The sequence below is a fragment of the Citrobacter sp. 21OH12SH02A-Citro genome (genome assembly GCF_027919895.1).
GTDB classification, from domain to species: Bacteria; Pseudomonadota; Gammaproteobacteria; order Enterobacterales; family Enterobacteriaceae; genus Citrobacter; species Citrobacter braakii.
Window position 1 is genome coordinate 2,638,066 of sequence record NZ_CP114801.1, and the last position, 14,189, is coordinate 2,652,254.

At 50.9% G+C, this 14,189-nt stretch carries 12 protein-coding genes and 1 other RNA gene; 10 read left to right on the top strand and 3 right to left on the bottom strand.

The window, feature by feature from the left end:
• Positions 1–17: 17 nt before the first annotated feature.
• A complete protein-coding gene (locus O6D90_RS12775) occupies positions 18–869 on the top strand; it encodes a Vmh family MBL fold metallo-hydrolase (protein WP_016156364.1) in 852 nt (283 codons plus the stop codon).
• Positions 870–936: 67 nt separating this feature from the next.
• Here the strand turns inward: O6D90_RS12775 and O6D90_RS12780 are convergent, their stop codons facing one another.
• The 3 genes from O6D90_RS12780 to ydiJ form a co-directional block, all read right to left on the bottom strand.
• Positions 937–1,125 (bottom strand): YdiH family protein, encoded by a 189-nt coding sequence (locus tag O6D90_RS12780; protein WP_029139522.1) that lies wholly within the window; start codon positions 1,123–1,125, stop codon positions 937–939.
• Between the two features lie 77 nt (positions 1,126–1,202).
• Positions 1,203–1,613, bottom strand: a complete 411-nt coding sequence (gene menI, locus O6D90_RS12785; RefSeq protein WP_016152900.1) for a 1,4-dihydroxy-2-naphthoyl-CoA hydrolase — start codon at positions 1,611–1,613, stop codon at positions 1,203–1,205.
• Complete coding sequence (ydiJ, locus tag O6D90_RS12790) at positions 1,610–4,666, bottom strand: D-2-hydroxyglutarate dehydrogenase YdiJ (RefSeq protein WP_271143105.1); 3,057 nt, start codon at positions 4,664–4,666, stop codon at positions 1,610–1,612. The genes menI and ydiJ overlap by 4 nt, the downstream gene beginning before the upstream one ends.
• A 213-nt stretch (positions 4,667–4,879) precedes the next feature.
• Here ydiJ and ydiK point away from each other — a divergent pair, with 213 nt between their 5' ends.
• From ydiK to O6D90_RS12835, 9 genes are all read left to right on the top strand, one after another.
• A complete protein-coding gene (ydiK, locus tag O6D90_RS12795; protein ID WP_016156362.1) occupies positions 4,880–5,989 on the top strand; it encodes an AI-2E family transporter YdiK in 1,110 nt (369 codons plus the stop codon).
• A 184-nt stretch (positions 5,990–6,173) separates the two neighbouring features.
• An RNA gene (rprA, locus tag O6D90_RS12800) (antisense sRNA RprA) lies at positions 6,174–6,281 on the top strand.
• Positions 6,282–6,439: 158 nt separating this feature from the next.
• Positions 6,440–6,796: a YdiL family protein gene (locus tag O6D90_RS12805; RefSeq protein ID WP_016156361.1), complete on the top strand. Its 357-nt coding sequence runs from the start codon at positions 6,440–6,442 to the stop codon at positions 6,794–6,796.
• A gap of 48 nt (positions 6,797–6,844) precedes the next feature.
• Positions 6,845–8,065 carry an MFS transporter gene (locus O6D90_RS12810; RefSeq protein ID WP_271143106.1) on the top strand — a complete coding sequence of 407 codons (1,221 nt, stop codon included), beginning with the start codon at positions 6,845–6,847 and terminating at the stop codon, positions 8,063–8,065.
• 240 nt (positions 8,066–8,305) lie between these two features.
• Positions 8,306–9,541, top strand: a complete 1,236-nt coding sequence (locus tag O6D90_RS12815) for an MFS transporter (protein WP_016156359.1) — start codon at positions 8,306–8,308, stop codon at positions 9,539–9,541.
• Positions 9,542–9,562: 21 nt separating this feature from the next.
• The gene (gene ydiB / locus O6D90_RS12820) at positions 9,563–10,429 is read left to right on the top strand and encodes a quinate/shikimate dehydrogenase (protein ID WP_016156358.1); all 867 of its coding nucleotides are present in this window, start codon (positions 9,563–9,565) and stop codon (positions 10,427–10,429) included.
• A 36-nt stretch (positions 10,430–10,465) separates the two neighbouring features.
• Positions 10,466–11,224: a type I 3-dehydroquinate dehydratase gene (gene aroD / locus O6D90_RS12825; RefSeq protein ID WP_016156357.1), complete on the top strand. Its 759-nt coding sequence runs from the start codon at positions 10,466–10,468 to the stop codon at positions 11,222–11,224.
• A gap of 156 nt (positions 11,225–11,380) precedes the next feature.
• Positions 11,381–12,976, top strand: a complete 1,596-nt coding sequence (locus O6D90_RS12830) for an acyl CoA:acetate/3-ketoacid CoA transferase (RefSeq protein WP_046274671.1) — start codon at positions 11,381–11,383, stop codon at positions 12,974–12,976.
• Positions 12,977–12,989: 13 nt separating this feature from the next.
• Positions 12,990–14,141, top strand: a complete 1,152-nt coding sequence (locus O6D90_RS12835; RefSeq protein ID WP_016156355.1) for an acyl-CoA dehydrogenase — start codon at positions 12,990–12,992, stop codon at positions 14,139–14,141.
• Positions 14,142–14,189: the final 48 nt, after the last annotated feature.

Below are 14,189 nucleotides of genomic sequence, written 5' to 3' on the forward strand. Positions count from 1 at the left end.
GCACAAGGATACCTGGCATGAAAGTTAAAACGCTGGCCCTGCTGTTACCTCTGTTCGCCTCTTCAGCCTTTGCCGCGACGCTACAGCTGGACGTCTACAATCCACAGGACAAGGCTATTTTCCCGGTCTCTTCAACGCTGGTTTCAGGACCGAAAGAAGCAATATTGTTTGACGCACAGTTCAGTACTAAAGATGGTGAACAGCTGGTGCAGATGATTCGCGCCAGCGGTAAAACGCTGAAGGCCATCGTGATCACCTCCGGCGATCCGGATTTCTATTTCGGACTGCAGCCTATCGTCAAAGCCTTCCCACAGGTAAAAGTCCTGGCAACACCGCACGTAGTAGAGCATATCCGTGCCACCAAAGAGGCCAAACTGCAATTCTGGGGTCCGCAAATGAAGGATGGCGCGCCAACATCGCTCACTGTTCCGCAAGCGACAACGCAAACGCATTTCACGGTTGATGGTGAAACGCTGGAACTGCGCCACCCTAATGATTATGCAGCCTATGTCTGGATCCCGGCAAACCGTGCCATTATTGGCGGTACCGGCGTGGCGTCTGGTATACACGTCTGGACGGCGGATACGCAATCTGCAGAACAGCGTAGCGCGTGGCGTAGCGTACTGAGCGAAATGCAGAAGTTACAACCCACCCAGGTGGTCCCGGGGCATTACATCGGCGAACGCCCTGCGGGCGATAAAGCGATTCGCTTCACACAGGACTATCTGCAATCGTTTGAGCAGGCGTTAGGGGCGAAGAAAGGTTCGGATTATGTGATTAAAACCATCACCGCGGCATGGCCAGGTCTTGCAGACGCAAGTTCTCTGGAGCTAAGTGCGAAGGTTAATACTGGTGAGATGAAGTGGTGATTGAGATTTAACGCAAAAAATAACCCCGAACGCGTGTCGGGGTTTCATTAAGATAAGCATACCGGAATCAATGAACGCCCATGCGCCAGGCAAAATAGATCTCTTCTTTAAGTTCAGTCGAAGAAAGCGTCAATAAATCCGCGAACTCCAGCTCTAACTGTTTCAGTCTTTTCAGGTACTGAGCTGGTGAAAGATCGGTTTTATCACGACGTAAAAACTCTATTGCCAGTTGGGCCGGGTCTAATTGGGTAGACATATCATCCTCGCTTGTGTTCAAAACCTGCACAGTATAACACCATTCCCTGTGCAGATAATGACCAAAAGCAATATGCATCACAAAATTGCTGTCGTCAGACGCGACGTGCAGCACAATCGTCCCTGCTCATCGAAGATTTCGATTTGCCATACCTGATGACGGGAGCCGGTATGCACCGCGCGACATACCCCTCTGACGCGCCCTTCCCGCGCCGAGCGAATATGGTTGGCGTTGACCTCCAGACCCACCACTTTTTGCTCACCCTGAGTACACAGGTAGCCAGCCACCGAACCAATGCTCTCAGCCAGCACCACGGACGCGCCGCCGTGCAGCAAACCAAAAGGTTGTTTAGTACGATGGTCTACCGGCATTGTGGCTTCCAGCGTGTCATCGCCAATGTGCACAAAACGAATATCAAGCAGCCCAACCATATTTCCTTCACCCATGGCGTTGAGCGCTTCGAGTGTGACTTCACGTTTCCAGATCATCCTATAATCTCCAGCAGTGCCTGTAATGGATGGCGAACGCCCGTGCCTTCAACGCGTTTAACCTGACTGCGACAGGAGTATCCGGTAGCCAGACAACGGTTACGCGGCAATCGTTGCATTGCCTGGTGCCATGATAGCTCATAGATCCCCAGTGAGTTCTGATGATTCTTCACTTCGTGGCCATAGGTGCCCGCCATGCCACAGCACCCTACGCTGATGTTCTCCAGCTTTGCGCCAAAGCGGGCAAAAATAGCCGCCCACTGAGCAGGCGCGCCCGGCAGGGCCGTCACTTCGGTACAGTGTCCAAAGAAGTACCACGCTTCACCGCCCACAGCGACTGGCGGCTGTGACTCCACAACTGTCGATAACCATTCGTTGGCGAGTAACACATGGAAATCGCCCCGATGTTCCCCGAGCGCCAGTTTGTATTCATCGCGATAGCAAAGCACCAGCGCCGGATCGACACCCACCATCGGAATATTCAGCTTCGCCACCCGATTGAGAAACTCAGATGTTTTCTTTGCGGTTTTAGCAAAACGGTTTAAAAAGCCCTTAATATGCTGGGCCTTGCCGTTTGGCGAGAACGGCAGCAGTACCGGCTGCAAACCCAGCTTTTCAACCAGACGTATAAAATCAGCCACCACCTGTGCATCGTAATAGCTGGTGAACGGATCCTGCACTACCAGCACCGTACGGGCTTTTTGCTCAAGGCTGAGTAATTCGAGCTGTTCCAGCGTCATATTGGCGGAACGATGGCCAACCAACTGACGTTGAAGCGACGGCGCAGACAGCAGCGGTAAGTCGACCATGCCGATGTGCTTTTTAGCCAGATTACGCACCAGCGGCTGGTTGATGAAGAAGTTAAACGCGTTGGGCGCCCGCGCCATTAACGGCGCATAACTCTCAACGGTCGCCACCATGTGATCGCGCAACGGCCGCAGATAACGCGTGTGATACAACTGCAGGAAGCGTGAGCGGAACTCCGGCACATCGATTTTAATCGGACACTGTGTGGAGCAGGCTTTACACGCCAGACAACCCGACATTGCCTCTTTCACTTCGTGCGAGAAATCGTATTCGCCTTTGCGCGCATGCCAGCTGTTGCGGGTACGGGCAATCAGCGTACGTAAACTGGCACGTTTTTCCGGTAGCTCTTTTTCCAGCTGTAGCGGGTCAATCCCGCGATCTGCCAACAGACGCAGCCATTCACGCACCAGCGTAGCTCGCCCTTTCGGTGAATGGATGCGGTTGAGGCTGATTTTCATCGACGGACACATCGGGCTTTTCGCATCAAAGTTAAAGCATAACCCGTTGCCGTTACACTCCATCGCCCCACGCCACTCCTGGCGGACGGCCAGCGGGATCTGACGGTCATACGTTCCGCGCTTCACCGCGTCCACTTTCATCATCGGCGCATCAACATCTTCCGGTGGACAGATTTTGCCAGGATTGAGCCGGTTTTGCGGATCAAACACCGATTTCACTTTACGCAGTTCTCGATACAGTTCCTCACCGAAGAACGCCGGGCTATATTCTGCACGAAAACCTTTCCCGTGCTCGCCCCACAGCAGACCGCCATATTTTGCCGTCAGCGCGACAACATCGTCAGAAATGCTTTTCATCAGCACTTCCTGCTGCGGGTCGCACATATCCAGCGCCGGTCTGACGTGCAGCACGCCTGCATCCACGTGACCAAACATGCCGTAACTCAGGCCGTGGCTATCGAGTAGCGCACGGAACTCGGCAATATAGTCAGCCAGATGTTCCGGCGGAACGCAGGTATCTTCAGCAAACGGAATCGGCTTCGCGGCCCCTTTCGCATTCCCCAGCAGACCGACAGCTTTTTTACGCATCGCGTAAATGCGCTCGACGCCTGCCAGCTCGGTACATAGCTGCCAGCCTATAACACCCGCTTCCTGACGCGCAATTAAGCCATCCAGCCGTTCGCACAGTGCGCTGACTTGCGAATCAATCAATGCTTCATCGTCACCGGCAAACTCCACAATATTCAGACCCAGCATCTCTTTATCCGCCACATCGGTAATCAATTCACTTACCGAGTGCCAGACAATATCTTCCCGTGCCAGGTTAAGCACTTTGGAGTCGACGGTTTCTACCGACAGCGCGCGCGCTTCCACCATCACCGGGGCATTACGCAATGCCGAGTCGAAAGAGTCGTACTTAACGTTAACCAGTTGTCTGACTTTGGGTAGCGGCGTGATATCGAGACGGGCTTCGGTGATAAACGCCAGCGTGCCTTCAGAGCCGGTAAGAATGCGGGTTAAATCAAATTCGGTCATCTCATCGTTAAAGACGTGCCGCAGATCGTAACCGGTCAGGAAGCGATTAAGTTTCGGGAATTTATCAATGATCAGCTGTCGGTTGTCGCGGCAACGCTCATAAACCGTCTTGTAAATGCGGCCAATAGTGGTGTTGCTATTACCCAGCGTTTGGGCAAGTTCGACCGGCATTGGCTGGGTATCAAGAATATCGCCGCCCATTAGCACCGCGCGGATACCCAGCACGTGATCGGAGGTTTTACCGTAAACCAACGAGCCTTGTCCGGATGCGTCGGTATTGATCATCCCACCCAGCGTTGCCCGGTTACTGGTGGATAACTCGGGGGCAAAGAAATAGCCGTAAGGCTTCAGAAACTGGTTGAGCTGGTCTTTTATCACCCCGGCTTCGACCCGCACCCAACCTTCCTGCGCATTGATTTCAATGATGCGGCTCATATAGCGGGACATATCAACAATAATGCCCTGATTTAGCGCCTGACCGTTGGTCCCGGTGCCGCCGCCGCGTGGGGTAAAAATCAACGAAGAGAAAAGAGGTTCCGCTGCCAGACGAGCAATGAGCGCCACATCTGCGGTTGAACGAGGGAATACGACAGCATCAGGAAGCAGCTGATAAATACTGTTATCCGTCGACATTGTCAGACGATCGGCATAGCTCGTTGCCGTATCGCCCGTAAATCCTTGCTGCTCCAGTGCCTGCAAAAAATTGAGCACCAGTTGAACGACACCTGGCGCCTGAGAAATTTGTGGAATCATTATAGTGACCCTTTCCTGCGGTCTGTGTTGTGAATTTAATCGTTTGCGTGTTGCTTTGTTTGTTGTATCACATTTTTTTCTAATACGCTCAGCAGATTTAAAGGCAGAATCCGCCTGTTAAAAACCGCTGAAATTGCTCATCATTACAGGGTGTCATTTAAGTGTTCACGTCGCGTCAACGTTCTGGCGCAAAGACAAAGGTGAAAAGTATTTATGGTAAATTTCCGCCAGCCCAAGGATATTGCACAAGTGCTGCTATCGGCGCTGTTTTTAGCCGTCATGATTGTGGCCTGTCTTTGGATTGTTCAGCCCTTTATCCTCGGTTTTGCATGGGCGGGGACGGTGGTCATTGCGACCTGGCCGATCCTGCTACGCTTACAAAAATTGCTCTGGGGCCGTCGCTCGCTGGCTGTGCTGGTGATGACCCTGCTGCTGGTGCTGTTGTTCATCATTCCTATCGCGCTACTGGTCAATAGCATTGTTGATGGCAGCGGGCCATTGATCCATGCCGTAACCGCAGGCGATATGACCCTGCCGGATCTGGCGTGGCTGAACAGTATTCCGTTGGTCGGCGCCAAATTGTATGCCGCGTGGCACAGTCTGCTGGATATGGGCGGCGCGGCCATCATGGCCAAGGTTCGTCCTTATATCGGCACGACGACGACCTGGTTTGTTGGCCAGGCTGCACACCTTGGCCGCTTTATGATGCACTGTGGTCTGATGCTGCTTTTCAGCGCCCTGCTGTACTGGCGCGGTGAACAGGTGGCGTTAGGTATTCGCCACTTCGCTTGTCGCCTGGCATCCAAACGTGGCGATGCCGCCATTCTGCTGGCAGCACAAGCCATTCGCGCCGTCGCATTAGGCGTTGTGGTCACCGCGCTGGTGCAGGCAGTGCTCGGTGGTATTGGTCTGGCGGTAACCGGCGTGCCGTACGCCACGTTGCTGGCTGTATTGATGATCCTGTCTTGTCTGGTGCAACTGGGGCCATTGCCGGTGCTGGTCCCGGCCATTATCTGGCTGTACTGGACGGGCGATTCAACCTGGGGCACGGTGCTGCTGGTGTGGAGCGGCGTGGTCGGAACGCTGGATAACGTTATTCGCCCGATGCTGATTCGCATGGGGGCCGATTTGCCGCTGATCCTGATTCTCTCAGGGGTCATCGGCGGACTGATTGCCTTCGGCATGATTGGTCTGTTTATCGGCCCGGTGGTACTGGCCGTGTCCTGGCGTCTGTTCTCCGCCTGGGTAAACGAAGCCCCTGCGCCAGGTAGCGATCCCGACGAAATCCTCGAAGAAATTGCTGAAATCGAACGCAATAAGTAATCCCACGTCAGGCGGCACCGCCGCCTGATTGTTTAACATTGCTAATCAATTCCGCCCACTTACTGAATAAGACCCAACGTTATCCTTCTTTAAATACTCATTTGCTTCGCAAATTATTTACAGTTTTTAAACTATTGAGATGAATCTGATCGACGTAAAAAATCAGTATGCCTACTATTAGCCCATGGCTTTAGATCAACACATTGATTTATAAGCATGGAAATCCCCTGAGTGAAACAACGAATTGCTGTGTGTAGTCTTTGCCCATCTCCCACGATGGGCTTTTTTTTGTCCTTCGCGCGCCTCGCCACCAGCCTTACCGCACCACAGATCCCCTCTTCCCCGTTGATAAACAAATAATATTGCACAAGATACTGTGACTCTCTTCAAGCCGAAATATCCACAGCAATGTTATTACTATTCCACCGTCTTTTATGAGGTGATCAAATAATGAACGCATTAGAACTCCAGGCTATCCGCCATATTTTTGCTATGACGGTAGAAGAAAGCGCTATGTATATCTCGCGGGATCACAATGTTGCCGCCTGGCAACAATGGGAGAATGGCGAAAGGGAAATCCCGGAAGACATCACGCGCATTTGTGCAGAAATGAAAGCCAGACGAAAGTTAAGAATTAACGCCATTATCGAAAAAATAAATAACCGTATCGGTAATAACACCATGCGTTTCTTTCCCGATCTGATCTCTTTTCAGGCGGTTTATCAGCACGATGATTTTCTCGACTGGAAAATCTATCAATCGGCCGCTGTTGAACTGTATGCCCACGACCTTGAGCGTTTGTGTTAAGAGACCGCAGCGCCACACTCATTTAGCCTCTTCGCTGAGTAACATATTATGAAAAACACCTATTTCTCCACTGCGATAGGGCTGTACTTTAATTACCTGGTACACGGCATGGGGGTCATTCTGATGAGCCTCAATATGTCTTCACTGGAACAACAGTGGCACACCGATGCCGCAGGCGTCTCAATTGTTATTTCCTCACTCGGCATTGGCCGTTTAAGCGTGTTATTGGTGGCGGGCATGCTTTCCGATCGCTATGGCCGCAGACCGTTTATTATTTTAGGCATGGCCTGCTACCTGCTGTTCTTTGTAGGCATCATCAATACTCACAGCATTTATATTGCCTATGCTTTTGGATTTTTAGCCGGAATGGCAAACAGTTTTCTTGACGCCGGAACTTACCCCAGCCTGATGGAGGCGTTTCCCCGCTCTCCCGGCACGGTTAATATCTTAATTAAAGCGTTTGTTTCCATCGGTCAGTTTCTGCTGCCGATGATTATCAGTCTGCTGGTGTGGGCAGAACTTTGGTTTGGCTGGTCCTTCCTTGTGGCGGCCGCGGTAATGCTAATCAATGGCATATTTTTGTTTCGCTGTCGATTCCCGGCCCATCCTGGGCATCAAGCCCCCCTCAAGGCATTACCCGTTGAACAGAAAAGCATACAATCTGAACATCGTTGTTCTCTTCTCGATCTCGCCAGTTACACTCTGTACGGCTACATCGCCATGGCGACATTTTATCTGATAAGCCAGTGGTTGGCACAGTACGGACAGTTTGTCGCTGGGATGTCCTACACCTTATCGATCAAGCTGTTAAGCATTTACACCTGCGGTTCTCTACTGTGTGTGTTGATCACCGCGCCACTGGCACGAAAGACGGGGCGCGCAACCTCTCTGTTAATGCTGTACACCTTTATCTCATTTATCGCATTGCTGATGGTCTGCCTGCATCCGTCGATCTACATGGTGATCGTCTTCGCGTTTGTCATCGGTTTCTCTTCAGCCGGAGGCGTTGTACAAATCGGTTTAACGCTGATGGCCGCACGCTTTCCCGATGCGAAGGGCAAAGCTACCGGGATTTACTACAGCGCGGGCAGCATTGCGACCTTCACCATCCCACTGATAACGGCAAGACTCTCGCAGACCAGCATTGCTCACATCATGTGGTTTGATACCGGCATAGCCGCGGTAGGCTTCCTGTTAGCATTGTTTATTGGCTATCGCAGCCGTATCGCGACAAAGCAGCAACTAAACATGGCGATGGTCGTAAAATAACGCGGATGCAATATTGTTCTCCCCCGCTGCAAAATAATTGGTCGCGGTTTTAAAACTTCAGCAAAATGTTGGTTGAAAGAATTAAGTTTCACAGTTGAGCATGCAACATACCTGGTAACTTAAACGCCATGCTATGTAGGCACAATATCAGCGCCTCGGTATATTAATCACAAGGTCGCCGCAATTTAAACAAAATCGACGAGCACAGAACAATTTTAAAATCCGCAAGGAGTTGTGAACATGTCTCAAAATAAGACCTTTAATACGCCATTTCTTTTGGCGATAATCTGTATTTATTTAAGTTATTTTTTACACGGCATTAGCGTCATTACACTGGCGCAAAACATGAGTTCTCTTGCAGAAAAATTCTCCACCGACAATGCTGGGATAGCCTATTTAATTTCCGGCATTGGTCTTGGTCGCCTGGTGAGTATTTTATTCTTTGGTGTGCTCTCAGATAAATTTGGTAGACGGGCTATCATTCTGTTAGGGGCAATTCTGTACATGCTGTTTTTCTTCGGCATTCCCGCCAGCCCGAATCTGATGATTGCCTTTATTCTCGCTGTTTGTGTCGGCGTCGCTAACTCGGCCCTGGATACAGGTGGCTATCCGGCTTTGATGGAATGCTTCCCTAAGGCGTCTGGGTCAGCGGTTATCCTGGTTAAAGCGATGGTCTCATTCGGGCAGATGATCTACCCCATCGTCGTCAGCACCATGCTGCTCAACCATATCTGGTACGGCTATGCGGTCATTATCCCGGGGATACTGTTCGTCATCATAACGTTGATGCTGCTCAAAAGCCGTTTCCCCAGCCAGATGGTGGATGCGGGCATTGCAAAAGAGCTACCACAGATGAACAGTAAACCGCTGGTCTGGCTAGAAGGCGTAGCCTCCGTTATGTTTGGGGTGGCCGCATTCTCGACCTTTTACGTCATCGTAGTCTGGATGCCGAAATATGCGATGGCATTTGCCGGCATGGCAGAAGCCGACGCGCTGAAAACCATCTCTTACTACAGTATGGGATCGCTGGTCTGCGTGTTTATTTTTGCTGTACTGCTCAAGAAAATGGTTCGACCCATTTGGGCGAATGTGTTTAACGCCGGGCTGGCAACCCTCACCGCAGCGGTTATCTATTTATATCCATCCCCATTGGTGTGTAACGCCGGTTCATTTCTTATCGGGTTTTCTGCCGCAGGCGGTATTTTACAGCTCGGCGTTTCGGTGATGTCAGAGTTTTTCCCCAGGAGCAAAGCCAAGGTCACCAGTATTTATATGATGATGGGGGGCGTAGCCAACTTTATTATCCCATTAATCACCGGATACCTTTCAAACATTGGCCTGCAGTACATCATTTTGCTGGACCTCGCATTTGCTTTGCTGGCCTTCATCACCGCCATCATCGTCTTTATTCGTTACTACCGCGTATTTGATATTCCCAAAAATGATGTGCGGTTGGGCGAACGTTATTTTCAATAAATTGCTTAGAAGGAGTATCAAATGGACGTAACTGCAAAATATGAACTGATTGGTCTGATGGCCTACCCTATCAGACACAGCTTGTCGCCTGAAATGCAAAATAAGGCATTAGAAAAAGCGGGATTACCTTTTACCTACATGGCATTTGAAGTCGATAACTCCACGTTTGCTAATGCGATTGCCGGGCTGAAGGCTTTAAAGATGCGCGGTACCGGAGTCTCGATGCCCAACAAGCAGCTGGCATGTGAATATGTTGATGAATTAACGCCTGCAGCCAAACTGGTCGGCGCGATTAATACTATCGTCAATGATGATGGTTACCTGCGCGGCTACAATACTGATGGCACGGGGCATATTCGCGCCATCAAGGAAAGCGGTTTCGATATCAGGGGTAAAACCATGGTACTGTTGGGCGCAGGCGGCGCGTCAACGGCCATTGGCGCCCAGGCGGCGATTGAAGGCATCAAAGAAATCAAACTCTTTAACCGTCAAGATGAGTTCTTTGCCAAAGCGCAAGAATTCGCCAAACGTGTTAATGAAAATACCGACTGCGTGGTCACCGTTATCGATCTCGACGATCGACAGGCTTTTGCGGACGCACTGGCCAGCGCGGATATTCTGACCAACGGTACGAAAGTGGGAATGAAGCCGCTGGAGAACGAATCTCTGGTGACCGACGTTTCCCTGCTACGCCCGGATCTGCTGGTGACTGAATGCGTCTACAACCCGCATATGACCAAATTATTGCAACAGGCACAACTTGCCGGTTGCAAAACGATTGATGGTTACGGCATGTTGTTATGGCAAGGGGCTGAACAGTTTAAACTCTGGACCGGGAAAGATTTCCCTCTTGAGTATGTGAAACAGGTTATGGGTTTTGCAGCCTGATGGGCAAGCATTTGTAAAATATTTAAAGGGTAATCGATGAAAACCGTAACCGTAAAAAACCTCGTCATTGGCGAGGGTGCGCCGAAGATCATTGTCTCACTGATGGGTAAAGACATCGCAACGGTAAAAAGCGAAGCGCTGGCCTATCGCGAGGCGGATTTCGACATTCTGGAATGGCGCGTTGACCATTTCACCGAGGTGTCCTCCGTTGATGCCGTACTGGAAGCTGCACGCGCCATCCGCGAGGTGATGGCTGACAAACCGCTGCTGTTCACTTTCCGTAGTGCCAAAGAAGGTGGTGAACAGACGCTGGCTGTCGAAAACTATATTGCGCTAAACCGTGCGGCGGTAGATAGCGGTCTGGTCGATATGATTGACCTGGAGCTTTTCACCGGTGACGAACTGATTAAAGCCACCGTCGAATATGCACATGCAAAAAATGTCGCCGTCATTATGTCGAATCATGATTTCCATAAGACGCCAGCGGCACAAGAGATTGTCCTGCGCCTGCGTAAAATGCAGGAGCTTGGCGCTGATATCCCGAAAATCGCCCTGATGCCGCAAAACAAGACGGATGTATTGACCCTGCTTGGCGCAACTCTGGAAATGCAGGAACGCTATGCCGATCGCCCGATCATTACTATGTCGATGGCTAAAACAGGGGTGATTTCACGTCTGTCCGGTGAGGTTTTCGGTTCAGCGGCAACCTTTGGCGCGGTGAAAAAAGCCTCTGCCCCTGGGCAAATTTCGGTCACCGACCTACGTACCGTTTTGACCATATTGCATCAGGCGTAATAGTACCGTTTATCCATATTAATATCAGTAATGCCCTGCCCCAGATATTCGCTTAATCACGAATATCGGGCAGATGGCCGGACATTATTAAATAACTCACATTATTATTGTCGAATATAGCGACAGGTAGTCGCACGCATATAATCTGGAGTTCACATGAAATTATCAAGACCAAAACGCATTGATGGTCGGGTCCCCGTATTATCCGCAGCGGATGCCATTAATTATATTCCTGATGAGGCAACGCTCTGTGTATTAGGCGCAGGCGGCGGTATTCTCGAAGCAACAACATTAATTAACGCGCTGGCTGAAAAATATAAAAACGCACACTCCCCCCGAAACTTATCATTGATTAGCCCAACGGGATTAGGTGACCGTGCTGACCGTGGAATTAGCCCGTTAGCACAAGAAGGTTTAGTCAAATGGGCATTATGCGGCCACTGGGGACAATCACCACGAATTTCCGACCTCGCTGAGCAGAATAAAATTGCCGCCTATAACTATCCTCAGGGCGTATTAACCCAGACCCTGCGTGCCTCGGCAGCCCACCAGCCGGGTATTCTGAGTGAGATCGGTATCGGAACATTTGTCGATCCCCGCCAACAGGGCGGAAAGCTGAATGAAGTGACCACCGAAGATCTGATCAAGCTGGTGGAAATTGATAACAAAGAGTACCTCTACTACAAAGCCATTGCGCCAAACATCGCCTTTATTCGCGCCACCACCTGCGACAGCGAAGGTTACGCCACGTTTGAAGATGAAGTTATGTATCTCGACGCGCTGGTGATTGCTCAGGCCGTTCACAACAACGGCGGTATCGTCATGATGCAGGTGCAAAAAATGGTGAAGAAAGCCACACTGCACCCAAAAGCCGTGCGTATTCCGGGCTATCTGGTCGATATTGTGGTCATCGATCCCGATCAAACTCAATTGTACGGCGGCGCGCCGGTTAACCGCTTTATCTCGGGCGATTTTGTCCTTGATGACAGCCAGCAGACTGCCCTGCCGCTCAATCAGCGTAAACTGGTGGCCCGACGCGCCCTGTTCGAAATGCGCAAAGGCGCGGTCGGCAACGTTGGCGTGGGTATCGCCGATGGTATTGGTCTCGTTGCACGCGAAGAAGGCTGCGCTGACGACTTTATTCTGACGGTCGAGACCGGTCCGATTGGCGGAATTACCTCCCAGGGCATCGCTTTTGGCGCCAACGTCAACACCCGCGCGATTCTGGATATGACCTCCCAGTTTGACTTCTACCACGGCGGTGGGCTGGATGTATGCTATTTAAGCTTCGCCGAAGTGGATCGCCACGGCAACGTCGGCGTACATAAATTCAATGGCAAAATTATGGGGACCGGCGGTTTTATCGATATTAGCGCCACCTCGAAGAAAATAATATTTTGCGGCACCTTAACTGCCGGAAGCCTGAAAACGGAAGTTGCCAATGGCAAATTAAATATCGTGCAGGAAGGCCGGGTGAAAAAATTCGTCAACGAATTACCTGAAGTCACTTTCAGCGGAAAAATTGCACTCGAGCGCGGACTGGATGTGCGTTACATCACCGAGCGTGCTGTATTTACGTTAAAAGAAGATGGCCTTCATTTAGTCGAAATTGCGCCAGGAGTCTCTTTGCAGGAAGACATTCTGGACAAAATGGATTTCCCTCCGGTTATTTCTCCGGAACTGAAACTAATGGACGAAAGATTATTTATCGATGCTTCGATGGGTTTTATATTGCCCGATGCCGCCAATTAAAAGGAGTACCCTGATGGATTTTTCATTAACTGAAGAACAAGAGCTGCTGCTTGCCAGCATTCGCGAACTGATTACCAGCAATTTCCCGGAGGAATATTTCCGTACCTGCGATCAGACGGCTACCTATCCGAAAGAGTTTATGCGCGCCCTTGCGGACAACGGAATTTCAATGCTGGGCGTTCCGGAAGAATTCGGCGGTTTCCCGGCAGATTACGTCACGCAGATGCTGGCACTGATGGAAGTTTCCAAATGCGGCGCACCCGCTTTTTTAATCACGAACGGTCAGTGCATTCACAGTATGCGTCGTTTTGGCTCCGCCGAACAGTTACGTAAAACGGCAGAAAGCACCATGGAAACGGGCGATCCGGCTTATGCGCTGGCATTAACCGAACCGGGAGCAGGTTCAGACAATAACAGCGCCACCACCAGCTACACCCGCAAAAACGGCAAGGTATATCTCAACGGACAAAAAACCTTTATCACCGGCGCTAAAGAGTATCCTTATATGCTGGTACTGGCTCGCGATCCGGAGCCGAAAGATCCGAAGAAAGCCTTTACACTGTGGTGGGTGGATTCGAAGAAACCCGGCATTAAGGTTAATCCGCTGCATAAAATCGGCTGGCACATGCTCAGCACCTGCGAAGTTTATCTTGATGATGTTGAAGTAGACGAAAGCGATATGGTCGGCGAAGAAGGCATGGGCTTCCTCAACGTCATGTACAACTTTGAGATGGAACGGTTGATCAACGCCGCGCGTAGTACCGGTTTCGCCGAGTGCGCCTTCGAAGATGCCGCCCGTTACGCTAATCAGCGCATCGCATTTGGTAAACCGATTGGCCATAACCAGATGATCCAGGAAAAACTGGCGCTGATGGCGATTAAAATTGAAAACATGCGCAATATGGTGTTGAAAGTGGCCTGGCAGGCCGATCAGGAACAGTCGCTGCGGACCAGCGCGGCGTTGGCAAAACTGTATTGCGCCCGCACGGCAATGGAAGTGATTGATGACGCCATTCAGATCATGGGCGGGCTGGGTTACACCGATGAAGCGCGAGTTTCCCGATTCTGGCGCGATGTTCGCTGCGAGCGCATTGGCGGCGGCACCGACGAAATTATGATTTACGTCGCCGGACGCCAAATCCTGAAAGATTACCAGAATAAGTAAGCGGTAATTCGTGCCGGATAGCGCACAAGCGTTTTCCGGCACGAGCCA